Origin of the sequence: Rhizobium sp. FY34 (assembly GCF_005222845.1) — a bacterium.
Taxonomy (GTDB): Bacteria; Pseudomonadota; Alphaproteobacteria; order Rhizobiales; family Rhizobiaceae; genus Neorhizobium.
In genome coordinates this window covers 97,797-120,048 of record NZ_STFZ01000021.1, presented here as the reverse complement: position 1 = coordinate 120,048, position 22,252 = coordinate 97,797, and the positions used below count along the sequence as shown (strand labels likewise).

The 22,252-nt window shown below is 59.8% G+C and carries 19 protein-coding genes and 2 tRNA genes; 10 read left to right on the top strand and 11 right to left on the bottom strand.

From position 1 onward, the window contains the following. Nucleotides 1–140 precede the first annotated feature (140 nt). The 6 genes from E8M77_RS17420 to E8M77_RS17400 form a co-directional block, all read right to left on the bottom strand. Nucleotides 141–611: a DUF1203 domain-containing protein gene (locus E8M77_RS17420; protein ID WP_137131901.1), complete on the bottom strand. Its 471-nt coding sequence runs from the start codon at nucleotides 609–611 to the stop codon at nucleotides 141–143. 77 nt (nucleotides 612–688) lie between these two features. Further along, entirely contained in the window at nucleotides 689–2,110 is a 1,422-nt protein-coding gene (gene sseA / locus E8M77_RS17415) for a 3-mercaptopyruvate sulfurtransferase (RefSeq protein ID WP_137131900.1), read from the bottom strand. A gap of 41 nt (nucleotides 2,111–2,151) precedes the next feature. Further along, nucleotides 2,152–2,889: an alanyl-tRNA editing protein gene (locus E8M77_RS17410; RefSeq protein WP_137131899.1), complete on the bottom strand. Its 738-nt coding sequence runs from the start codon at nucleotides 2,887–2,889 to the stop codon at nucleotides 2,152–2,154. A gap of 10 nt (nucleotides 2,890–2,899) precedes the next feature. After that, nucleotides 2,900–3,937: a cysteine synthase A gene (locus E8M77_RS17405; protein ID WP_137131898.1), complete on the bottom strand. Its 1,038-nt coding sequence runs from the start codon at nucleotides 3,935–3,937 to the stop codon at nucleotides 2,900–2,902. A 317-nt stretch (nucleotides 3,938–4,254) separates the two neighbouring features. Further along, nucleotides 4,255–4,425, bottom strand: coding sequence for a hypothetical protein (locus E8M77_RS23935; RefSeq protein ID WP_170975922.1), 171 nt, complete (start codon nucleotides 4,423–4,425; stop codon nucleotides 4,255–4,257). Between the two features lie 229 nt (nucleotides 4,426–4,654). Further along, nucleotides 4,655–4,729 (bottom strand) — tRNA-Asn (locus tag E8M77_RS17400). A gap of 229 nt (nucleotides 4,730–4,958) precedes the next feature. On the opposite strand from E8M77_RS17400, the gene E8M77_RS17395 reads away from it, so the two are divergent. Beyond that, nucleotides 4,959–5,156, top strand: coding sequence for a hypothetical protein (locus tag E8M77_RS17395; protein WP_170975924.1), 198 nt, complete (start codon nucleotides 4,959–4,961; stop codon nucleotides 5,154–5,156). 22 nt (nucleotides 5,157–5,178) lie between these two features. On the opposite strand, the gene E8M77_RS17390 is transcribed toward E8M77_RS17395, so the two are convergent. The 3 genes from E8M77_RS17390 to E8M77_RS23930 all read right to left on the bottom strand — a co-directional run bounded on the left by E8M77_RS17390 (nucleotide 5,179) and on the right by E8M77_RS23930 (nucleotide 6,672). After that, nucleotides 5,179–5,820 carry an exopolysaccharide biosynthesis protein gene (locus E8M77_RS17390; RefSeq protein ID WP_137131897.1) on the bottom strand — a complete coding sequence of 214 codons (642 nt, stop codon included), beginning with the start codon at nucleotides 5,818–5,820 and terminating at the stop codon, nucleotides 5,179–5,181. A gap of 343 nt (nucleotides 5,821–6,163) precedes the next feature. Then, nucleotides 6,164–6,237, bottom strand: a tRNA-Cys gene (locus tag E8M77_RS17385). Between the two features lie 288 nt (nucleotides 6,238–6,525). Next, nucleotides 6,526–6,672 carry a hypothetical protein gene (locus tag E8M77_RS23930; RefSeq protein ID WP_170975920.1) on the bottom strand — a complete coding sequence of 49 codons (147 nt, stop codon included), beginning with the start codon at nucleotides 6,670–6,672 and terminating at the stop codon, nucleotides 6,526–6,528. 197 nt (nucleotides 6,673–6,869) lie between these two features. On the opposite strand from E8M77_RS23930, the gene E8M77_RS17380 reads away from it, so the two are divergent. From E8M77_RS17380 to exoR, 6 genes are all read left to right on the top strand, one after another. After that, a complete protein-coding gene (locus E8M77_RS17380; RefSeq protein ID WP_137131896.1) occupies nucleotides 6,870–7,523 on the top strand; it encodes a protein-L-isoaspartate O-methyltransferase in 654 nt (217 codons plus the stop codon). Nucleotides 7,524–7,737: 214 nt separating this feature from the next. After that, entirely contained in the window at nucleotides 7,738–8,721 is a 984-nt protein-coding gene (locus tag E8M77_RS17375) for a DUF2497 domain-containing protein (protein WP_137131895.1), read from the top strand. A 115-nt stretch (nucleotides 8,722–8,836) separates the two neighbouring features. Continuing rightward, complete coding sequence (locus E8M77_RS17370; RefSeq protein WP_137131894.1) at nucleotides 8,837–11,764, top strand: valine--tRNA ligase; 2,928 nt, start codon at nucleotides 8,837–8,839, stop codon at nucleotides 11,762–11,764. A 363-nt stretch (nucleotides 11,765–12,127) separates the two neighbouring features. Beyond that, a complete protein-coding gene (locus tag E8M77_RS17365; protein ID WP_137131893.1) occupies nucleotides 12,128–13,393 on the top strand; it encodes an OmpP1/FadL family transporter in 1,266 nt (421 codons plus the stop codon). Between the two features lie 246 nt (nucleotides 13,394–13,639). Continuing rightward, a complete protein-coding gene (locus tag E8M77_RS17360) occupies nucleotides 13,640–13,966 on the top strand; it encodes a hypothetical protein (RefSeq protein WP_137131892.1) in 327 nt (108 codons plus the stop codon). Nucleotides 13,967–13,983: 17 nt separating this feature from the next. Further along, nucleotides 13,984–14,763, top strand: a complete 780-nt coding sequence (exoR, locus tag E8M77_RS17355) for an exopolysaccharide production regulator ExoR (RefSeq protein ID WP_137131992.1) — start codon at nucleotides 13,984–13,986, stop codon at nucleotides 14,761–14,763. A 55-nt stretch (nucleotides 14,764–14,818) separates the two neighbouring features. Here the strand turns inward: exoR and xth are convergent, their stop codons facing one another. Continuing rightward, nucleotides 14,819–15,607, bottom strand: coding sequence for an exodeoxyribonuclease III (gene xth / locus E8M77_RS17350; protein ID WP_137131891.1), 789 nt, complete (start codon nucleotides 15,605–15,607; stop codon nucleotides 14,819–14,821). 75 nt (nucleotides 15,608–15,682) lie between these two features. After that, nucleotides 15,683–16,015 (bottom strand): iron-sulfur cluster insertion protein ErpA, encoded by a 333-nt coding sequence (gene erpA / locus E8M77_RS17345; RefSeq protein ID WP_137131890.1) that lies wholly within the window; start codon nucleotides 16,013–16,015, stop codon nucleotides 15,683–15,685. A gap of 157 nt (nucleotides 16,016–16,172) precedes the next feature. Between erpA and E8M77_RS17340 the strand changes: the two genes are divergently transcribed. From E8M77_RS17340 to E8M77_RS17330, 3 genes are all read left to right on the top strand, one after another. Next, nucleotides 16,173–17,390: a deoxyguanosinetriphosphate triphosphohydrolase gene (locus E8M77_RS17340; RefSeq protein ID WP_137131889.1), complete on the top strand. Its 1,218-nt coding sequence runs from the start codon at nucleotides 16,173–16,175 to the stop codon at nucleotides 17,388–17,390. A gap of 57 nt (nucleotides 17,391–17,447) precedes the next feature. Then, the gene (argS, locus tag E8M77_RS17335) at nucleotides 17,448–19,205 is read left to right on the top strand and encodes an arginine--tRNA ligase (RefSeq protein ID WP_137131888.1); all 1,758 of its coding nucleotides are present in this window, start codon (nucleotides 17,448–17,450) and stop codon (nucleotides 19,203–19,205) included. A 66-nt stretch (nucleotides 19,206–19,271) separates the two neighbouring features. Beyond that, the gene (locus E8M77_RS17330; protein WP_137131887.1) at nucleotides 19,272–22,220 is read left to right on the top strand and encodes an SPOR domain-containing protein; all 2,949 of its coding nucleotides are present in this window, start codon (nucleotides 19,272–19,274) and stop codon (nucleotides 22,218–22,220) included. Nucleotides 22,221–22,252: the final 32 nt, after the last annotated feature.

Sequence of the window (22,252 nt, the reverse complement as noted above, 5' to 3'; positions counted from 1 at the left end):
GGGAGAATGGCACCCTGAGCGTTTAAAACGTCTTACCAACAACCGTCAAATTTTCGCGATGCCCGCTTTGATGCAGGCCTGCTGTTGCGAGAGCATGGTGCTCCTGCGGTAGGCCCGACAAGATAGCGTATTTTGCGGCTTCAGACCCGATCAATACGGCACTGATAGCAATTGTTGCGCGCCGAGCGGATGTGGACATAGGCAATATCGGGACGTGCCAGCAGTGCACCTGCTCGCTCGGCGATCTCGTGTGTCTGCGTCACGGCACCGGTGCCGTAGACGATTCGGTCGTCCTGTCCGTAGCCGCGCAGGATATAGTCAGGGCTTGCGAGCATGGGTGGCAGGATTTCCACCGCTTCGTAGCGCGGGCAGTGGCGTGCATGGAGAAAAATGGGGCCTGTTTCGGCATAGGGCTGAAGTGCTGGGAAAGGGCGGTAGGCCAGAACCAGCATTTCCTCGCCGGCATCAATCAGGTCCAGGCAGTGGCGGCAGGGCATTCCGTCGCCGGGAGACGTGATGCGTTCCGGTGCCTGGCCATAGGCATCGGCATCACCGGCGCGAAGGGCCTGCGCAATCTCGGTCGGCATTGCTGTAAAACGAATGGTGTTCATGGGGCATCCCTCTGTTGCGATGCCTGGACCATGCGTGCCGGGTGGCGCAGGCGCCACCCGTTTCCTGCAAAGGAAGATCAATCGCGCTTGGCAAGCGCAAGGAGTTCGGCATCCGACATCGGCTCCACCCAGACCTCGCTGGTGCTCACGGGTGCAAATCCCATCATCTGGTAGAGCGGTAAAGCGCGCGGATGATCGAGCGTGTTGGTGGTGACGGTGACTTTCTTCGGGTTCAATTGCCAGGCGGAATAGAGGGCCTGCAGCAGGAACCATTTGCCTATGCCGAGCCCCAGCGCATGTTCAAACAGGCCGAAATAGGAAAGCTCGACCACATCCTCGTTCACATGGTTCAGCTCGAAAAAGCCGGCCGGTGCGCCGTTCACATAGAGAATGGTCACCGATACCCGCTTGTCGGTGAGGATTGCCGACAGTTCCTCGTCGCTGAGGCGCAAACGATTGTACCAGTGCCAGCGCTTGCCGACCTGCCGGTAGAGATAACGGTAATAGTGCAGGGGAATGTTCTGCGTGCTCATTAGCGCCGTGTGCAGGTTGACCGGCACAGACAGGCTCTGGCGCGGCGCGGCTGTCATTTCAAGCCGCGTCACATGCGCCTTGACCGGCCCATGACGTGAAGGCTCCAAAATATCGGATGGCCCCGTTGCGACCGGCGTATCGGTACGGCCGCCCCATTCGGACCAGGAGCCGTCATAGAGCGAGTTGTTCGTGTGGCCGAGCGATTCGAGCGCCAGCGTGACGACGGCGGCGGTGACGCCCGATCCGCAGCTGGTCACGACGGGACGCGCCAGATCTATGCCGGCCTCGTCCATCAGGGCCTTCAGCGCATCGAGATCCTTCAATACGCCCCCTTCCGACAGGCTTGCAGCCGGAAGGCTGCGGGCCCCCGGCATATGGCCAGACCGCATGCCCTCGCGCGGTTCGGGCTCCTCGCCGGTAAAACGGCCCGCCCCGCGAGCATCGACCACCTGGGCCGAGCCGCTATCGACCACGGCGCGCATTTCGGTGAGCGTGGTGACCCGGCGGCCACGGAATTTTGCGGTAAACACCGCCGGTTCCGGCTCCGGCAGATCGGTTTCCAGCGGTCGCCCATCTTTCTTCCAGCCATCCAGACCACCTTCCAGCACATAGACCTTTTCAGCGCCCATGGCGCGCAGCATCCACCAGACGCGCGGCGCCGAGAAAAAGCCCGGTCCATCATAGACGACGATCACGTCGTGCTCGCTGATGCCAAGCATGCCCAGTTCGCGGGCAAAGAATTCCGGTGCGGGAAGCGAATGCGGCAGGCCTGTCGAGTGATCGGCGATCACATCCTGATCAAAGAAAACCGCGCCGGGGATATGGCCCGAGGCATAATCCAGCGCGCCATTGCGCTTTTGCGCTGGCAGGTACCAGGATGCGTCAATGACGCGAAAGCCTGCAGTGCTCAGCTGCTGTTCCACCCAATCGGCGGAAACGACGAAACGGCTCTTGCCTGTGCTCATTGTGTCTCTCCACTGTTCGGCGGGAGATAAACGCCTATCCGTCAGGCGCTTTCGGAGCCTGTGCCGAAGCGAATGCGGAAGCGGCGGTTCTCCTTGCCCTTCTTTTCGATCTTGGCGATATGAATCGCGCCGACCTCCTGGGTCTCGGAGACATGTGTGCCGCCGCATGGCTGGCTGTCAACGCTGGAGTTTTCGCCTATACACACAAGGCTGACGCGGCCAAGCCCGACGGGCGGGCGGACATTCTTCGACTTGACGATATCCGGATTGGCGCTCAGCTCATCATCCGTGATCCAGGTGAGAAAGACCGGATGGTTTTCAGCCACAAGCTGCATCAGTTTTGCGGTCACCTCATCCTTGTCGATGCCGTCCGCCATGTCGAAATCGACGCGCGATTCGTCTTCGCCAACGGCCGCCCCGGTGATGGGGAAGGGGCAGACGACCGAGAGAAGGTGACAGGCGGTATGCATGCGCATCAGCCTGTAGCGCCGTGCCCAATCGACATGCAGGGTCAGCCCTTCGCCGATCTCCGGGAGCGGCTGGCCTTCGAGCGGCATATGCAGGATCACATCCTTTGTCGCGCCATGACGCGTCTGACCAAGCAGGATATGCGACCCATCGGCGCGCTCCAGAAAGCCCGTATCGCCGGGCTGACCGCCGGAGGTTGCGTAAAAACAGGTCTGGTCGAGTTCGATGCCGCCATCCGCATGGACGGCGATGACACTGCCCTCTGCCGTGGAAAGATAAAAATCATCGCGGTAGAGGGCTTTGCTGGTCATGAAGTCCTGCTCAGGCAGCTTGGAAGGGAACGGCAATGTCCCGCTTTTCTACCAGCCAAGCCGGCACGGGCAAGCCCTTGGACTTCAGGAACTCCGGATTGAAGAGCTTCGACTGGTAGCGATTGCCGTAATCGCACAGAATGGTAACGATGGTGTGCCCCGGACCCAGATCGCGTGCCATGCGCATGGCGCCGGCAATGTTGATGCCGGACGAACCACCGAGGCAGAGGCCTTCCCGTTCCACCAGATCAAAGACGATCGGCAGTGCTTCGGCATCTGAAATCCGATAGGCGAAATCCGGCGTGAAACCTTCGAGATTGGCGGTGATGCGGCCCTGGCCAATGCCCTCGGTGATGGAGGAGCCTTCCGACTTCAGCTCGCCATGGGCGTAATATTCGTAAAGTGCCGCACCTTCCGGATCGGCAAGGCCGATCTTGATATTCGGGTTTTTCGCCTTGAGGCCAGCACCCGTGCCGGCCAGCGTTCCGCCCGAACCGACGGCGCAGATGAAGCCATCGACCTTGCCATCCGTCTGCTGCCAGATTTCCGGCGCTGTGGTGGCGATATGCGCATCGCGGTTGGCGGTATTGTCGAACTGGTTTGCCCAGATGGCGCCGTTCGGCTCGGTCTTTGCCAGTTCCTCGGCAAGCCGTCCCGAAAGCTTCACATAGTTATTGGGATTTTTGTAGGGAACGGCCGGTACTTCAACCAGCTCTGCGCCGAGCAGCCGCAGGGCGTCCTTCTTTTCCTGGCTCTGGGTCTCCGGAATGACGATGACGGTGCGGTATCCGAGCGTCTTGGCCACCAGCGTCAGCCCGATGCCGGTATTGCCGGCCGTGCCTTCAACGATCACGCCGCCGGGGCGCAGCAGGCCTTTCTTCTCCGCATCGCGGATAATGAACAGCGCGGCGCGATCCTTGACCGACTGGCCGGGATTGAGGAATTCGGCCTTGCCGAGAATCTCGCAGCCCGTCGCCTCGGATGGGCCCTTGAGACGGATCAGGGGAGTGTTGCCGATCACATTCAGCACGGTCGGTTGGATGGTCATGAACTGGCCCTTACAAAAAAGATGCTAAGCCGCTTTTCCAACTTTGCTGCTCGTTGGGCAAGGAAATCCGTTCCGCGCCTGTCGTTTTGCAGGCAAAATCCATATCGTCGAAGCACTATGCGGCTGCTTGCTATGCCGAAACAGGCAATAGATACGCAGGCCAAGGCACGAACAAGAAAGGGGCAGTCTGGAGCCGCCTCTCTTCTCATGCCGGTGATCAAACCTGCCGGGACGGAACTTGCTCCGATGTCTTTCCTGGGAAATTTCGTACGCAACACGCAGCAGCATCTGTTGCAGCCATTTTTCCCAGGCCAGTATCAGCTGAGGTTGAACGACATCTGCACGCCCTTTGGCACGTAAAGCGGCTTCATGCTCGCCAGCTGAATGCGATGGAATGTCTTGCGATCTTCGGCTGCACGCTCCCGCAGGGCGCGTGAGGCGGCAACGGCTGCCATGGCGTTTTCGACGGCTTGTTCGGCACTGGTCATGCGACATCTCCGCTTTGTTCTTCTTTTGTTCTAGCGGAAACGAATCGCCTCGTCAAGCGCAAGATCAGCAAAGGCTGATGGAGGGGGAGGAGGGCAGGTCAGATCTCGCAGTGGATGGGCAAGGAGCGGTGAGCCAGGATGGAAGACAGGCGCTTGACGGGAAATATGAAAAAAGCCGGTTCACAAGTGAACCGGCTTTTGTCTATAGTCAGCTTTGAGCTGAAGAATTTGGCTCCCCGGGCCGGATTCGAACCGGCGACCTGTCGATTAACAGTCGAATGCTCTACCGCTGAGCTACCAGGGAACATCGCGTCGCCGCGGTGTGAGCGGGGTAATACAAACGCTTCGGCCATTTGCCAAGCGGTTTTTTCAAAAAAATTTCATCTGCTTGTTTTATCCCCATCTGCTTCCCATCTGCCGCGCTGCAGAGGCGAGAAAATCAGGTGAAGCGTTTGAACGAAAAAGCAAAGCCGTCCAGGTTCGGAATCGACGCGCACACAGGGCGTCTGCATCTGGGCAATTGGCACGTACCGATGCCCCGCACGCGGATGGGCCGCATTGTCATCGGGTCAGGTCTTGTCGGCGGCGGAGTGTTGGGATTTCTGCCCATCCTCGGTTTCTGGATGGTGCCTTTGGGGCTGCTGGTGCTGTCGCACGATCTGGCTTTCGTGCGCCGCAGGCGTCGTCGGGTGTCTGTGTGGTGGGCGCGCCGACGGGCGGCGCGCCGCTAAGCACAGCTTTGGATGAACATTATCAGTTGATGAAGGTGGCAAGGCCCTGGCCGGCGCTGACGGCCATCACGGCCAGAACGCTGAAATAGATGACCGTGAACACCAGGAAGGCATAGCCGGCCAGAACCATCAGACCATCGCGCTGGATCATGCCGGTTGCCAGAAGAAGGATCGCCACGGCCGGCAGCGTGTTGGAAAAGGGAATGAGGCCGAGCGGAAACATCAGCAGAATGCCGCCGGCGGTAATGCCAAGCGCATTCATACGGTTGACTGTTGCCCCTTGTGTGAGCCCCGACAGACGCGGCTTCAGGTAGCGATCGATGCGCGAGACGACGCCTGCACCTTTTTCCAACGCTGGCACCAGCTTTGCCGTGTCGAGCTTGCGGTCGAGAATGCGTGCGGGAAGCCAAGGTAAGCGGTTCAGAAAGATAGCAATTCCAACCAGAATGATCGCCGCGCCGAATACGGTGCTCACACCGGGAATGGAAACCGGAATGAGGAAGGGCAGGCAGGCAAGCGCGCAGATCAGCAGAAGACCCTGCTCGCCGACCGCCTCCATCAGGTCTCGCAACGTCACGGTCTCGCCCCTGATCCCGGCGATCAGATAGCGTAGCGTATCGCTGAGTGGCTTTGTCGAATCTTCAAAATCGGTGGGATGCTGCACATCGGGCTCCGCGCTTGTTGTCCAAGTGCAGAGGTCTAGCAGCAATCGCCCGCGGCTTGAAGGGCATGCGCTAACGCAGCGTCATCCACCAATCGACGGCACCACAGCACAAAACGATGCCAAGGGCTGCAAGGACGTAAGGGTTGAGCGATGTCAGGTAAGACAGATATTGCATCACGGTTCTCCTCCAACCGATCAGGAACGTCCGCCCCGTGCTCCTCCATGGCGCGAACAACGTGAAGTGTAGCAGGATTTTTGCCCTGTCGCCACATACTCTGGAAAATTGGGAGCTACGACCCTGACAGTCATCGAAAGACCAAAGGCACTCAGAACAATCGAAGGTTGGAGGCCTCGCCCGGAATCGAACCGGGGTGCAAGGATTTGCAGTCCTCTGCGTAACCACTCCGCCACGAGGCCAACCAGATAGTAAGTGCGTGTGGTGAGGCGCATTTAGAATGGATCTGGAAACCGCGCAAGTCCCTTATCTGTGCCGGCGCACATTTTTCCGCGCGCGCTGTCGGTAAGGCCATGACAGGCCCGCAGAAAATGGGAGCGCAGCCGGTGTCGCAAGAGATGCGCTCTTACGGCCCGCGTTTATGGTCCGCATTGTTCTTCTTGTGTTCTGTAGCTGCTTGCCTCTGAAGGCAAATGCCCGCAGGGCGCAGTGCCATGCGGGCAAAATGAGTGTGGACGGGAAAGTTTGACTCACGTAGCCCCGGCCGTGTCGCCGATCGGCATCAGGGCGGGCGTCAGCGTCGGATCATTCGGATTACGATTGTCGCCCGGATCCTGTGCCGGCGTCGGGCCGCGGGGCGTTTCAACCGGGTTGTCCTGCGGCCGGTTCGTCGGCATGTGTATCTCCCATTCTCTGTTGGATATGAGGCGCAACACGCAACCGCCCGGCTTTGTTTCCGGTTTTTGGCCGGTTCCGCGTGCCTATCCGGCCTTTGCCCCAGCGAATTCGTCCCCCAATGCTGCTGCGGTCTTGAAAGGCGGGCACGGCATCAGTAATACGGAGGCAAGGCAGATGCTTTTACGAGGCCAAGACAATGATCGATTTCGAAGCAGCACGGATCAAGATGGTCGACAATCAGGTGCGCACCACCGATGTCACCTCCCACTCGGTGCTGCGTGCCTTCCTGACGGTGCCGCGCGAGGCTTTCGTGCCGGAAAAGGCAAAGACCCTTGCTTATATCGACAATGATGTCGAAATCGCGCCCGGTCGTTTCATGATGGAAGCCTCGCCGCTGGCAAAGCTGTTGCAGCTGGCGAGCGTCACCAAGGATGATGTGGTTCTGGAGGTCGGTTGCGGCACAGGCTATGCCACAGCACTCCTGTCGCAGACGGCAAGTGCGGTCGTCGCGCTCGAATCGGATGCAGGCCTTGCTGCCCTTGCCGCCGACAAGCTGGCTCAGCTCGGCTGTGACAACGTGGCCGTGGTCACCGGGGATCTCGAAGCCGGTTATGCGGGCGAGGCACCTTATGACCTGATTTTCATCAATGGCGCCGTCGAGCAGGTTCCCGAAACCCTGTTCAATCAGCTGCGCGAAGGCGGCCGCCTCGTGACGGTGGTCGGCTATGGCAATGCCTCGAGTGCCCGCGTTTTCGTCAAGGAACATGGCGTTGCCTCCGAAAGCCGGCATTTCAACACCTGCGTTCCGCCGCTGCCTGGCTTTGCCAAGGCCAGAGAATTCGTTTTCTGATCCAGTATGGGTGGCGTCATGCCGCTTATTGTGTGTGAAAGGGCGGCATGTGCCGCTCTTTTCCGTTCTGTCGCCGATAAAACTGTGCATCGGACAGGGCATGATCTGCGCGGCAATTGTGATGCACCCTGTCCATCGCGTACACTGAAATCCGATTCGGTCGCCTGATGCCCTGAAGGGATATGCGCGGCCACAAGGCAGATCGGGGATAAAAATGGCTCAGCCAAACGTCGCGCGCGAACCTTCCATGGAAGAGATCCTGGCTTCCATCCGGCGGATCATCGAAAGCAACGACCCGATCACCGAAGGGCAGGCGGCTCAGCGCCCGCCAGAGACGGCCTTTGACGATGCCGAGGATGAATTCGATATCAGCGACGAGATGGACCCGCCCTTCCTGTCGCAGGTTCCGGCAAATGATCCGGGATTGCCCGTTGCCGATGTGACAGATCAGGTGCATTTGCGCGGTTCGATGGAGCCGTTGATGGATCGCAAGATGGCTCAGGCCGCAGCGCCGTCTTCCATGTCAGTCGAGCCGCAGGACAAGACTCTGTCGCTGGCCGATGTGGCTGCACGGGTGCGTGCAGCTGCCGGACGCGTACCCGAACCACTCCAGGCGCGTTCCATGCCGCCGCAGACCACACCCGTGCCGCAGCCGCAGAATATGGCCGGTGCACTGCCGTCCGTCACACGCTTTGAGCCTGTGCGCGTGGAGCCTGCCCGGATGGAACCTGCCCGAATGGAGGCTTCGCGCGTCGAGACATCGCGGGTGGAGACTGCGCCCATGGTGGCAGCCCCTTTCGAGCCGGTCATGAGTGAACTGCGCCCGGCCGTGATGCAACGTGCCGAGCCTGCGGCGCAAACCTCCGCTTTTCCTTCCACCATGCCGATGTCGCCGCATCTGCGCCAGGACGTTGCACCGGCTGCTGAGGCGCCGGCACGCGCTCCCGCATCGTCGCTTCCTGCCAAGATCGAGGAAGCAGCCCTGCTTCTGTCGCATGAGGCCGGCGAACAGGTCGCCCGCTCCTTCAAGGAACTGGTGGATGTGTTCAACGGCATGGAGCGCCAGTCGGTCGAGGACATGGCCCGCGATATGCTCCAGCCGATGCTGCGCGAATGGCTGGACGACAATCTGCCGACACTGGTGGAGCGCCTGGTGCGCGAGGAAATCGAACGGGTGGCACGCGGCCCGCGTCGCTGATTGCCGTCCAGTGCGTTATCCGGGGCCGCTTGAAAGAGCGGCCTTTTTTATTGACTTGGATTTGTCAGTCCTATTTACAGCCAAAGCAATAAGAACTCGAAATTCTGGTCATAAAATGCTCGAAAAAACCTATGATTCCGCTGCCGTCGAACCGAAGGTTGCCACCGCATGGGACGAGGCCGATGCATTTCGCGCCGGCGCCAATGCCAAGCCCGGCGCCGAGACCTTCACCATCGTCATCCCGCCGCCGAACGTGACTGGTTCGCTGCACATGGGCCATGCGTTGAACAACACGCTGCAGGACATCATGGTGCGGTTCGAGCGCATGCGCGGCAAGGATGTTCTGTGGCAGCCGGGCATGGACCATGCCGGCATTGCAACGCAGATGGTGGTTGAGCGCAAGCTTGCGGAATCCCAGCAGCCCGGCCGCCGGGCGCTCGGTCGCGAGGCCTTCATCGAGAAGGTCTGGGAGTGGAAGGACGAATCGGGTGGCTTGATCTTCAACCAGCTGAAGCGTCTGGGCGCTTCCTGTGACTGGTCGCGCGAGCGCTTCACCATGGACGAGGGCCTGTCCAAGGCGGTTCTGGAAGTCTTCGTCTCGCTCTACAAGGAAGGCCTGATCTACCGCGGCAAGCGACTGGTCAACTGGGACCCGCAGTTCGAGACGGCGATCTCTGACATCGAGGTGGAGAACCGCGAGGTCGAAGGTCATATGTGGCACTTCAAATATCCGCTGGCCGGCGGCCAGACCTATACCTATGTGGAGAAGGATGCCGACGGCAATGTGACGCTGTCGGAGGAGCGCGACTATATCGCGATCGCCACGACCCGCCCCGAGACGATGCTGGGCGATGGCGCCGTGGCCGTGCATCCTTCCGATGCCCGCTATGCGGCGATTGTCGGCAAGCTTTGCGAGATCCCGGTGGGACCGAAGGAGCATCGCCGTCTGATCCCGATCATCACCGACGAATACCCGGACCCGACCTTCGGTTCCGGCGCGGTAAAGATTACCGGCGCCCATGACTTCAACGACTATCAGGTCGCCAAGCGCAATAATATTCCGCTGTACCGCCTGATGGATGGTACGGCCAAACTTCGCGAGGATGGCGATGACTATGCCACCTGTGCGGCGCTGGCGCAGGCCATTGCACGCAGCGGCGAATTGCCGTCAGAATCGGAAGTGGACGACATCAACCTTGTGCCGGACGCCTATCGCGGTCTGGATCGCTATGAGGCGCGCAAGCGCATCGTTGCCGCCATCAATGCCGATGGCCTGGCGGTCACCGTCAAGGACGCAGAGGGCAATGAGGTTCCTTACGTCGAAAACAAGAAAATCATGCAGCCCTTCGGCGACCGCTCGAATGTGGTCATCGAGCCGATGCTGACCGACCAGTGGTTTGTCGATGCCAAGACGCTCGCCGAACCGGCGATTGCTTCCGTGCGTGACGGCCGCACGAAATTCGTGCCGAAGAATTGGGACAAGACCTATTTCGAATGGATGGAAAACATCCAGCCCTGGTGCATTTCCCGCCAGCTCTGGTGGGGTCATCAGATCCCGGCCTGGTACGGACCGGATGGTCAGGTCTTTGTCGAAAAGACCGAGGAGGAGGCGCTTCACGCGGCAATCCAGCACTATATCGCGCATGAAGGCCCCTGGAAGGCCTGGGTCGAGGAAAAGCTTGAGAATTTCGAGCCGGGCTCCATTCTGACGCGCGACGAGGATGTTCTCGATACTTGGTTTTCCTCGGCGCTCTGGCCCTTTTCGACGCTTGGCTGGCCCGACCAGACGCCGGAACTGGCGCGCTATTACCCGACCAATGTTCTGGTCACCGGATTTGACATCATCTTCTTCTGGGTTGCCCGGATGATGATGATGGGCCTGCATTTCATGAAGGACGAGGATGGCAATGCCGTCGAGCCGTTCAACACGGTCTATGTGCATGCGCTGGTTCGTGACAAGAACGGCCAGAAGATGTCGAAGTCGAAGGGCAATGTCATCGATCCTCTCGATCTGATCGACGAATATGGCGCCGACGCGCTGCGCTTCACGCTCGCCATCATGGCGGCGCAGGGCCGTGACGTGAAACTGGATCCGGCCCGCATTGCCGGCTACCGCAATTTCGGCACCAAGCTCTGGAACGCTACGCGTTTTGCCGAAATGAACGGCGTCAAGCGCGATCCCGATTTTGCACCGGAGGCGGCGACGCTGACGGTCAACCGCTGGATCCTGACGGAACTGTCGGCCACGATCATCGATGTCACCAGCGCCATCGAATCGCAGCGTTTCAACGATGCGGCCGGCAGTCTCTATCGCTTTGTGTGGAACCAGGTCTGCGACTGGTATCTGGAACTCTTGAAGCCGATCTTCTCCGGCGAAGACGAGGCGGCCAAGGTGGAAGCGCAGGCCTGCGTGGCCTATGTGCTGGAGGAAACCTACAAGCTGCTTCACCCGTTCATGCCGTTCATGACGGAAGAATTGTGGGCTCATACCGCCGGCGAGGGGAAGACCCGTGATGTTCTGCTCTGCCATGGTGACTGGCCGGCGCCGGGCTTCCGCGACGAGGCAGCGGCTGCCGAAATCAACTGGTTGGTCGATCTCGTCACAGGGCTGCGCTCCGCCCGCTCCGAGATGAATGTTCCGCCCTCCGCCAAGGCGCCGCTGATTGTCGTTGGCGCAAGCGAAGTGACACGCGAGCGGCTGGTTCGCCACGAGGCCGCAATCCAGCGGCTAGCCCGTGCCGAAACCATCTCACTGGCCGATACGGCGCCGCGCGGCGCCGCTCAGGTTGTGGTCGGCGAATCGACCGCCTGCCTGCCGCTCGGCAGCCTGATCGATCTGGCCGCAGAACGCGCGCGGGTTGAAAAGGCACTTGGCAAGACCGAGTCGGATATCGAACGCACCGAGAAGAAGCTGGGCAATGATAAGTTCGTCTCCAATGCCGATCCAGAGGTGGTGAGTGCCGAACGCGACCGACTGGCCGAATTGCTGGTACAGCGGGAGAGCCTTCGCACGGCACTGCAGCGGATCAGCGAAGCGGTTTGATTCACCTGTTATTTTATCAATGCATGACATTCGACCCCGCGGATCCGTTTCGCGGGGTTTTTTATGTCCTAACGATGGATTTTTTCACAAGGTTTGCGTGTATAGATCAAATCCTATCGGAATTGTAGTGATGTTGCAGATGGGCAACTGGATTTGAAATTTTGGAATCTGGTTCTAAGTGTGGCCAGCGGGCGCAAGCCTGGCGCAAAATTATTTTCCTATCAATCGTATCTCGTCCGGTCACTGAATTTCTTACGTAAGTCTATGTCCCAAGCTGTTGCGCTGCAGCACAATCAAGGCAAGTTGTCTTTTGCGATCAAGCAATTAGGCTGGGGCTTCAACTTACCTGGGAGTGGGAGAATTATGGTAAGACAATCTATTTTGCGAGGCCTGCTGGCTGCGACTGCGGTTGGCGCGCTTCACACCACGACTCTGGCAGGCGGGCTGGAACGTGGTGGTTACAATGTCGATCTTCTGTTCGACCCATCGACGGTTGCAATCGAATCGACGGCGACCTACGTTTCGCCCCAGCGCAAATTGAAGAATGTCACCGACACCGATACGACGACAGCATTTCCAACCACCACGGGGCGTGGCGGCGGCAATCTGAACAGTCGTTCGACGACGGCTGATGATTCCGAAGGCTATTGGGTTCCGCGTGTCGGCATCAAGGCTGGCCTCGGAGATAGCGTCGATTGCATGCTCGACTATTCCCAGCCCTGGGGCGCCCATACCAAGCCCGGCGTGAATTGGGCAGGCGCCAACGAGAACACCGAAACCAAGGTGAATAGCGATTCTTACGCGGCAACCTGTTCTTATCGCTTCGATGCGGGACCGGGCCAGCTGCGTTTCATTGGCGGCGCGATCTATCAGGAAGTTGATGGCTTCAAGGAGCGTCTGGTGCAGGCCTATCCGGCGGGTGTTCCGCTGTCGGGCGTCGGTCGACTTGAGTTGAAGGGCGACGGTTGGGGCTGGCGTGCCGGCGTGGCCTATGAAATCCCGGAATATGCTTTCCGCGCAAGCCTGGTCTACAACAGCGAAGTGGACATGAATGACATCAATGGCACGCTGGATCTGCGCCAGGTCAATCCAGCTCTCAATTCCAACCAGCGGTACAACGTCTTCGGATCGCAGGCCATGCCCGATTCGATCGAGCTGAAGCTCCAGACCGGTATCGCACCGAACTGGTTGGCCTTCGGTTCGGTCAAGTGGGTGGACTGGAGCCAGTTTTCGACGATTCCCTTCTGTGTTGTTGGCACGGTCTCGTCCTGCAGCAGTGCAACGCAGATCACCTCGCTCGATCTTGGCTATCGTGATGGCTGGACTGTCAGCGGCGGCATCGGTCACAAGTTCAATGATCAGTGGAGCGGAGCGCTCAGTGTGACCTGGGACCGTGGTACGAGTCAGGGTTACGGCACGCAGACCGATACCTGGAGCCTTGGTGCCGGCGTATCCTACTCGCCCAACAAGAATGTCGAACTGCGTCTGGCAGGCGTACTCGGCATCCTCACCAGCGGCTCCTCGGACCGCGTCGTGCTCAACGGCCAGACCTATGGGGCGAACCTCCGCTACGATTTCGGCACCGATCTGGTGGCTGCCGTCTCAACCTCGCTGAAGGTTAAGTTCTGACGCCCAGATGCCGCGTCCAAGTGGAAATCATGCAAAGGGTCCGGTTCGTTCCGGGCCCTTTTTGTGAGGTGAAGTCTTTGTTCGTCCGTTGAAGCTTTTGTGACGATTTGGCAACAGATTCTTGCGACGATAGATCCTCATCTCGGACGAGCACATTCTGTCTACATCCCGCCACAAACGGGGCGCAGCGAGTAAGCTCAGATGAAAAAAAGCGGACTGCGGGGGCGGGGCGTGTCTCGGAGTATTATGGGCGAATTCTTTGGCAAGGCAGGGCGTAGGGACGGCTGGGCAAAACAATGCCCGTCAGTCGCGATGCCGAGCCTGCCATTTGACGAGGGGGCCGTAGTATTGCCGAAAACACTGCCTATCGTGGCGAAATATGGCGACCATGATCGGTTGCGCAAACGCCACGTGAGCCCGGCCTATCAGACCGGCGTAAACGATCGAGTGTTCGGAGTACGTTTTATGACCCTTCTTCAGAGCGGCAGCGGCACAATCCAGGCTGCAATGGCAGGCGAGACAATCTCCCGCATTCGATTCCCATCAATCATCGGCATGGTTAAGGAAGTTTGAACATGCCGCAGCTTTCGATGCCCTCCCTGGGGCTTCTGGCGCTCAGTCTGGTGTTCGTCACCAGCCATGCCCCCAAAGCATCTGCTTTTGATATCAATTCCGGCGTGTCGAAGGAATCCGGTCCTTTCGATCTCTTCAAATTCGGCTTCAAAGCCTACAAAAACGGCCAGAAGAAAGATGCCGTCGAAGCCTATCGTTATGCTGCCGAAAAAGGCCATACGGGTTCGCGCTGGGCGCTTGCCAATATGTATGCCTTTGGCGACGGCGTGGCGCAGAATGATTTCGAGGCCTTCAAAATCTACAACGAAATCGCCAGCCAGGGCGTCGAGCCCGGCTCAGAAGATACCGGATTTTTCGTCAATGCACTGCTGGCGCTTGCCGATTATTACCGCCACGGCATTCCCGGAACTCCGGTTAAGATGGATCTGGGCCAGGCGCGCCAGCTGTATTTCCAGGTCGCCTCCACCTTCGGCGTTTCCGAGGCGCAGTTCCAGCTCGCCAAGATGATGCTGGTGGGCGAGGGCGGCGCACCCAATATCCAGCAGGCCAAAAAATGGCTGAACCAGGCCCGCAAAGGTGGTCATGCCGGCGCTATGGCGGTGTTCGGCAATGTGCTGTTCCAGGAAGGGCAGACCGTGCGCGGGCTTGCCTTCCTGACGGCAGCGCTCGATCGCTGTTCGGCCAAGGATTGCCCGTGGATGGAGCAGATGCAGGAGGATGCCTTCTCGCTGTCTAATGAACAGGATCGCCGCAGCGCGGTCGCGCTGGCCCAGCATTTCGAAGTCGACGCCGACTGAACTATGCCGACCGGGCAAGGCTGCCCGGCATCGTTGCGCGTGATGGTCCTACGCCTCAGTTAAAATTGAATATGCCAACCACCGGCACATGATCCGAAGGCTTTTCCCAGGCGCGCACCTGCTTTTCGATTGATGTCGAGACCAGCCGGTCGGCAGCTTCCGGCGAGAGCATCAGGTGGTCAATGCGGATGCCGTTGTTCTTCGGCCAGGCGCCTGCCTGATAATCCCAGAATGTATAAAGCTTGGTCTGGTCACTCGTGGCGCGCACGGCGTCCGTCAGGCCGAGGTTTTCCAGCCGGCGGAATGCGGCTCGCGTTTCAGGCAGAAAAAGCGCGTCGCTTGCCCATGCCTTGGGGTCGAAACAGTCATGCGGTTCGGGGATGACATTGTAGTCGCCGGCCAGAATCAGCGGCTCTTCCAGAAGAAGCCTTGTCTCGGCATGCTTTCGCAGGCGCTCCATCCAGGCAAGTTTGTAAGGGTACTTGACCGGATCGTCGGACGGATTGCCGTTCGGCAGATAGATGGAGGCTATGCGCACCACGCCGCAGGGCACGGAAAACACCGCCTCAATATAGCGTGACTGCTCATCGCTGTCGTCGCCCGGCAGGCCGCGCATCACCTCGTCCGGCTGCAGCTTGGAGAGGATGGCCACGCCATTGAAACCCTTCTGGCCATGGGTTTCCACGTGATAGCCAAGCTGCTCGATCTCAAGACGCGGAAAGCCTTCGTCCACCGACTTGATTTCCTGCAGGCACACGACATCCGGCGAAAAATCACTGAGCCACTGGCGCAGGTTTTCTATGCGCGCCTTGACGCCGTTGATGTTCCAGCTCGCGATTTTCATGGCTTCCAATCCTTCGTCTCTTTCCTCTTTTAGCCGATGGGAGACGCATTGGAAGCGGCAAAAACCTTTGTCCCGTCAGATGGAGAAGCTGGTTCCACAGCCGCAGCTGGCCACCGCATTGGGGTTTTTGATCTGGAAGGACTGGCCGAGCAGATTGTCGACGAAGTCGATTTCCGAGCCGCTCATGTAGACGAGTGACATGCTGTCGATCAGCACCTTGGCGTCGCCCTTGGCAATCACCAGGTCATCGTCTGCCGATGCCTCGACCAGATCGAACTTGTAGGAGAAGCCGGAACAGCCGCCGCCCTCGACGGAAACGCGCAGGGCCTGTTTGCCGTGATCGGCGCGCACGATCTCGGCGATCCGCTTGGCGGCCGCATCGGAAAGAGTCACAGGGATTTCAGTCATCGTCTTTTAGCCTTCCTACCGGGGTCAAGGTCCGGAGATTGGTCTGATCGGCTTTGCGCCGTCACGCTCTATAGGTATGAAGGGTTAAATCAAGCGTCAATGGGTGCTTCGCGGCGCATTCATGATGACGTCGGCGGAAACAGAGACGGATGTGAGCATGTCGATCGATACACGTAATCTGGGATTCGGATCCGGTGAACGGGCGGTCTATGCGGCCGATCCCTGGGCATCGCGCGGACGTCTGGTGCCGGAAGCATCCAGCCTGACGCGTTCGGAATTCCAGCGCGACCGTGACCGGATCGTTCACACTACGGCTTTCCGGCGCCTGAAGCATAAGACGCAGGTGTTCATCGGCGTGGACGGCGATCATTATCGCACGCGTCTCACCCATACGATCGAGGTGGCACAGATCGCCCGTGCTTTGGCGCGCGCGCTGAAAATCGACGAGGACCTCGCAGAGGGCGTGGCGCTGGTGCATGATTTTGGTCACACGCCCTTCGGTCATACGGGCGAGGATGCACTGGACGAGATGCTCTTGCCCTATGGGGGTTTCGATCACAATGCGCAATCACTTCGCATCGTTACCAAGCTCGAGCGACGCTATGCGGAATTCGACGGGATCAACCTCACCTGGGAAAGCCTGGAAGGGCTCGTCAAGCACAATGGGCCGCTGATGGACAAGGCGGGAATCGGGCTGAAAGGCCCTGTGCCGCAGCCGATCCTCGACTATTGCGAGCTCAACGACCTGGAACTCGACAGCTATGCCAGCCTTGAGGCGCAGGTTGCAGCCATTGCTGATGACATTGCCTATAACACGCATGATATCGACGACGGCCTGCGCTCCGGCTATCTGACCTTCGAGATGCTGGAGGACATTCCCTTTCTCGCCAGCATGATGGCCGAGGTTCGGGCAAAATATCCGGGTCTGGAAGCTTCGCGCTTTGCCAATGAGATCATGCGCCGGCAGATCACCCATATGGTGGAAGATGTGATCAGCGTGGCGCAGGCGCGGCTTGCGGCATTAAAACCGCAAAATGCCAGGGATATCCGCGCCGCCGATCAGATGATCGCGACGTTTTCGCCGGACATGGCCGCCACCGACAGGGCGATCAAGAAGCTGTTGTTTTCGCGCATCTACCGCCATCCGGATATCATGCGCATCCGCGCCGGCGCCGCGCAGATCGTTGTGGACCTTTTCGGTGCTTACATGGCTGATCCGACGCAGATGCAAAGCCACTACTGGGTGAGCCATATTGCCGGGCTCGGCGAGGCTGCAAAAGCCCGCCATGTGGGCGACTATCTGGCCGGCATGACTGACACCTATGCAGTCAAAGCACATCGCCGGCTGTTTGACCGTACACCCGAATTGGGCTAGGCACCCGCCAACTCAATCGTTTTGGTGGCCTGTCCGCCTCATGCTGGGATGCAGCACATGAATCTGTTCGCCGATTTCGAAATCCGGATCAAGCAAGCGCTCGAGACGATCGATCTCATCAAGGAGAAACGCGCCACCGTCGATTTTTCCCGCCTGACGGTCGAGCCGCCGCGTGATCCAAGCCATGGCGATGTGTCAACCAATGCCGCAATGGTGCTGGCAAAGCCGCTCGGCACCAATCCTCGGGCGCTGGCAGACATCATCGCCGCCAAGCTGAAGGAAGACGCCGATATCGTCGATGTAACGGTTGCCGGGCCTGGCTTCATCAATATCCGCGTGTCGATGGATTACTGGCAGCGCGTGCTTGCCTCGATCATCCGCGCTGGCACCGATTATGGTCGCTCAACGGTGGGCGCGGGCCGCAAGGTGAATGTCGAATTCGTCTCGGCCAACCCGACGGGGCCGATGCATGTCGGGCATTGCCGCGGAGCTGTTGTCGGCGATGCTCTGGCCAATCTCATGGGTTTTGCCGGCTACGAAGTCGCCAAGGAATATTACATCAACGATGCCGGCTCGCAGATCGACGTCCTGGCGCGGTCCGTCTTCCTGCGTTACCGCGAGGCGCTGGGCGAGACCGTGGGCGAAATCCCGGCGGGCCTTTATCCGGGAGACTATCTTGTGCCGGTCGGCGAGGCGCTGGCCAAGGAATTCGGCACACGGCTGCACAATATGCCGGCCGAAGACTGGATGCCGATCATCAAGGACCGCGCCATCGATGCCATGATGGTGATGATCCGCGAGGATCTCGATGCGCTCAACGTGCATCACGACGTGTTCTATTCGGAGCGCACCCTGCATGCCGAAGGCGCTGCCCGCATTCGCCAGGCGATCAACGACCTGACCTTCAAGGGCCATGTCTATCGCGGCACTCTTCCGCCGCCGAAGGGCCAGTTGCCGGAAGATTGGGAAGACCGCGAGCAGACGCTGTTCCGCTCCACCGATGTCGGTGACGACATTGACCGTCCGCTGATCAAGTCTGACGGAAGCTACACCTATTTCGCCGCCGACGTTGCCTATTTCAAGGACAAGTTCGACCGCGGCTATGACGAGATGATCTATGTGCTCGGCGCCGATCATGGCGGTTACGTCAAGCGTCTGGAGGCCGTTGCCCGTGCCGTTTCCGGTGGTTCGGCAAAGCTCACCGTGCTGCTCTGCCAGCTGGTCAAGCTCTATCGCAATGGCGAACCGGTGAAGATGTCGAAGCGGTCGGGCGATTTCGTCACCCTGCGCGACGTCGTGGAGGAAGTGGGGCGCGATCCCGTGCGCTTCATGATGCTGTATCGGAAGAATTCCGAGCCCTTGGATTTCGATTTCGCCAAGGTAACCGAGCACTCCAAGGAGAACCCGGTCTTCTACGTGCAGTATGCGCATGCTCGCTGCATGTCGGTATTTCGCCAGGCGCAAGAGGCTTTTCCGGATCTCGATGTCGAATCACTTGATTTCGCCAGCGCGGTTTCGGGAGTCGATGATGCGGCAGAAATTCAACTTTTGGCTAAGTTGGCGGAATATCCTCGCCTGATTGAGGCTGCAGCGCTGTCTCAGGAGCCCCATAGGGTTGCATTTTACCTTTATGATCTGGCAAGCTGCTTCCATGCGCACTGGAATAAGGGCAAAGATAACCCTGACTTACGGTTTGTTAAGGATAACAACCGAGACTCTAGTATCGCCAGGCTTGGGCTTGTGCGTGCCGTCGCTTCTGTTTTGAAGTCCGGGCTGACCATTACAGGCACAGCCGCACCGGACGAGATGCGATAGACACGCCACCATTTACCCATAAAGCGCTGGCAGTGACTGTGTTAGCGTAGGTAAGTGGACGAGGGAATGGCAAACAACAGCGTTGCACTGGGCCGACATGACGGGCCGGACTTCTTTGCCGATGACGATCCGTTGGCGGAACTCGCCCGGATCGGCGGTTATGACGAGAGGCCGTCCCCAAGGGTTCAGTCAGGCGAGCAGCCGCGTCGCGATCCTGTCTTCAACCTTGAAGACGAGCTTCTGCGCGAGTTCGAGCGGTATGATTCACCGCGCCTAGATCCGGTCGGTGATCTGGGTGTGGAGCCGCATGCATCTGTCGCGCTTTCCCCCGCGACCCAGTCTCAGCCCGTTATTGCGCCACTGTCGGCGCCCGTCGTGACGCGCGAACAGTTTGTCGATGCGGACCCGTTTGCAGATCCAGAGCCTCACGTATCGGCTGCACCTGCTGCCGCATTGCGTGTTGCGGCAGAAGCGCTGGCCATGCCAGCCGGCTTTCTGAGTTCTGATGCCTACGACTCCATGTCGCTCGATGCTGACAACCTGCGCGGTGCTTCTGACGGCAATCGGCGCGCGCCCATTGAGCCCGGCTTTGATGCCGGTGCCTTCGATCTCGACCTGATTTCCGAGCTGGAAAACTCTCTTGCACCGGCACCGGTTGTATCTGCCGGTTCACGGCCATCGTCGCGTCCGCCGGCCAAGGCCTATGAGCCTGGCTTCCGCATGCCGCTTGCCAATTTCAACCGTGCCCCGGAGCCCCTGCGCGAGCCACGTTCCGCCGTTCTTCAGCCGGTTGAGCCGGTGTTGACTGCTGCCCCGGCTTCGGTCTGGGAAGCTGATTTCGCGGTTGCGCCGCCAGAAGCAGCGAAGGTTGTGCCCGACCTTGCGCCGACGCCGGTGAGAGAGGCCATTGAAAACGCCAGGTTCTCGCCTCTCGATGAACCGGTCTATGATGTCGATCATTATTCGCGTGGCGCAGATCACACGCTGTCCGTCCATACCGCTCCCATTTCGCAATCCGTTTTCGAAGCGCCGATCGTTCACGATGCGCCGCACTTCGATGACAAGCCGGTCTTTGATGAAGTCCCCGTGGCTGTAGCTCCGGCGCGCGTGGAAGCAAGGCAGAAGGCTGAGGCAGTTCCCGTGCCTGCACCCCTTGTGGCGCGTGCCGAACCTGCCGCACCTGTCATTCCGGCAGATTTTGACGTTGATATGGATTTTGATATCGCGCTGGATGATCTGGATCTCGATCTCTCCGACCTGATGGCGGACGAACCTGGGGCGTTTGCGCCTGTTGCGCCTGTCAAAGCTAATGCGGTCCCGGTCGAGCCCGTGCGGGCCGCTGCACCGATGCCTGTGCAAATGCCAGCACCAGCCCCTGCGGCAGCAAGCCTTGCCCCTGTAGTGCCAGCCTTTCTGGCCAATTCCCGCTCGGCACAGACACTGCCCGTCGAGCCGCGCACGGAGGCGTCGGCACCGGCGCCGGCAGAGGCTGCGACAATGCCGGAGGATATCGTCTTTGACGATGCCGATATGTTTGATCCGGCCTTGCTGTCTGACACCGAAGACATGCCGGAAGCGGTTCCTGATCTGAATGTGCCGGAGCTTCCCGTGCATGAGCCGGAAAAACCCCGCGCTACCCATTCCGATTATGATCTTGATCTCGATGCGGAACTGGCATCCTTCCTGGAAACGACCAATGCCGAGGCAAGAGCCGCGGCAGCGCCTCTGTCCAGGGTGCAGCCGAAGACGTTTGCCGTTGCAGGTTCCTCTGCTTCCGCCGTCATGGCCCAACCCAGCGATGGTCTCGATGAATTCGAGCGCGCGCTCGAGGAGGATTTCCGCCGCAGCCTGTCTGCGCCCATTCCGGGCCGCACACGACTGGACGAGGACGATCGAGCCTTTGAGCCCTATGAGGAGCCGGTCACCCGGCGCCGTGCCGCAGCCTATGTCTTGCCTCTGTCCATCGCAGGCTTCCTTCTGGTGGCGGGTGTATCCGGCTATGCCTGGTTTGCCGGTGATGGTGGCAGGCTTGGCGGTGATGGCGCACCGGTGGTGATTGCCGCTGATACCGATCCGGTGAAGATGGTTCCGGAGCACCCCGGTGGCAAGACTGTCCCCAATCAGGACAAGGCCGTCTATGACCGGGTTGCAGGTGGCGCATTGCATGATCCCAAGCAGTCGTCGCTGATTTCCTCCGATGAACAGCCGGTGGATGTCGTGCAGAAGACGCTTGTACCGGAAGGCTTCTCGCTGGACGGTGAAACCGAGGAAATGCCGGCTGCCGTGTCTGAAGAGGCCCGTTTGTCGCCCGGTGAAGCTGCCCCCGCGGCAGCGCCTGCCGATCCCGATCAGCTGGCGGTCATGCCGCGCAAGGTCAAGACGATGATCGTGCGCGCTGATGGTACGCTGGTCGAACAGGTCAGCGACGCGCCGGCAACGACGGCCCGCACGGCCAAGGTTCCGGCAGCGCCTGCTTTGGCGGAACCGACCCAGACCGCCTCGACCATCACGCCTGCGGCGCCTGTTGCCGCACCCGTCGTGGCTGCTGCTGCGCCAGCACCGGCGGCAACGGTTTCCGCAGGCACGGCAGCACCCGGTACGCCAGTGCCGACTGCGCGTCCGTCTGCCCAGCCGGTCAAGGTTGTCGCGGCCGTCTCCGAACAAGGTAATGTGCGCACACCGGCGACGCCGGCTCCGGCACAAACTGCGCCGGTGGCAACAGCCTCCGTTCCGCCTGCCGCAGCAGCGCCTGCAACCGCTTCAGCCGGTCCTGGCGGCTACTATATCCAGGTTGCCTCGCTTCCCTCCGAAGCCGATGCGCAAAAATCCTATCGCAACCTGTCGTCAAAGTTTGGCAGCGTGATCGGTGGCCGTGGCGTCGATATCGCCAAGGCAGAGATTGCCGGCAAGGGCACGTTCTACCGAGTCCGCATTCCGGCTGGCAGCAAGGATGAGGCCGCTGCTCTGTGCGAACGTCTGCGGGCCGCTGGTGGCACCTGCCTGATTGCCCGCTGACCGTTTCACGGCAAGACATCGAAAACGGGGCC

What these genes read in the sequence shown, in the direction of transcription:
- E8M77_RS17420 (WP_137131901.1), bottom strand. Translation starts at nt 611, where the DNA reads ATGAACACCATTCGTTTTACAGCAATGCCGACCGAGATTGCGCAGGCC.
- sseA (WP_137131900.1), bottom strand. Translation starts at nt 2,110, where the DNA reads ATGAGCACAGGCAAGAGCCGTTTCGTCGTTTCCGCCGATTGGGTGGAA.
- E8M77_RS17410 (WP_137131899.1), bottom strand. Translation starts at nt 2,889, where the DNA reads ATGACCAGCAAAGCCCTCTACCGCGATGATTTTTATCTTTCCACGGCA.
- E8M77_RS17405 (WP_137131898.1), bottom strand. Translation starts at nt 3,937, where the DNA reads ATGACCATCCAACCGACCGTGCTGAATGTGATCGGCAACACTCCCCTG.
- E8M77_RS23935 (WP_170975922.1), bottom strand. Translation starts at nt 4,425, where the DNA reads ATGACCAGTGCCGAACAAGCCGTCGAAAACGCCATGGCAGCCGTTGCC.
- E8M77_RS17395 (WP_170975924.1), top strand. Translation starts at nt 4,959, where the DNA reads ATGCCCCGCACGCGGATGGGCCGCATTGTCATCGGGTCAGGTCTTGTC.
- E8M77_RS23930 (WP_170975920.1), bottom strand. Translation starts at nt 6,672, where the DNA reads ATGCCGACGAACCGGCCGCAGGACAACCCGGTTGAAACGCCCCGCGGC.
- E8M77_RS17380 (WP_137131896.1), top strand. Translation starts at nt 6,870, where the DNA reads ATGATCGATTTCGAAGCAGCACGGATCAAGATGGTCGACAATCAGGTG.
- E8M77_RS17375 (WP_137131895.1), top strand. Translation starts at nt 7,738, where the DNA reads ATGGCTCAGCCAAACGTCGCGCGCGAACCTTCCATGGAAGAGATCCTG.
- E8M77_RS17370 (WP_137131894.1), top strand. Translation starts at nt 8,837, where the DNA reads ATGCTCGAAAAAACCTATGATTCCGCTGCCGTCGAACCGAAGGTTGCC.
- E8M77_RS17365 (WP_137131893.1), top strand. Translation starts at nt 12,128, where the DNA reads ATGGTAAGACAATCTATTTTGCGAGGCCTGCTGGCTGCGACTGCGGTT.
- E8M77_RS17360 (WP_137131892.1), top strand. Translation starts at nt 13,640, where the DNA reads ATGGGCGAATTCTTTGGCAAGGCAGGGCGTAGGGACGGCTGGGCAAAA.
- exoR (WP_137131992.1), top strand. Translation starts at nt 13,984, where the DNA reads ATGCCCTCCCTGGGGCTTCTGGCGCTCAGTCTGGTGTTCGTCACCAGC.
- xth (WP_137131891.1), bottom strand. Translation starts at nt 15,607, where the DNA reads ATGAAAATCGCGAGCTGGAACATCAACGGCGTCAAGGCGCGCATAGAA.
- erpA (WP_137131890.1), bottom strand. Translation starts at nt 16,015, where the DNA reads ATGACTGAAATCCCTGTGACTCTTTCCGATGCGGCCGCCAAGCGGATC.
- E8M77_RS17340 (WP_137131889.1), top strand. Translation starts at nt 16,173, where the DNA reads ATGTCGATCGATACACGTAATCTGGGATTCGGATCCGGTGAACGGGCG.
- argS (WP_137131888.1), top strand. Translation starts at nt 17,448, where the DNA reads ATGAATCTGTTCGCCGATTTCGAAATCCGGATCAAGCAAGCGCTCGAG.
- E8M77_RS17330 (WP_137131887.1), top strand. Translation starts at nt 19,272, where the DNA reads ATGGCAAACAACAGCGTTGCACTGGGCCGACATGACGGGCCGGACTTC.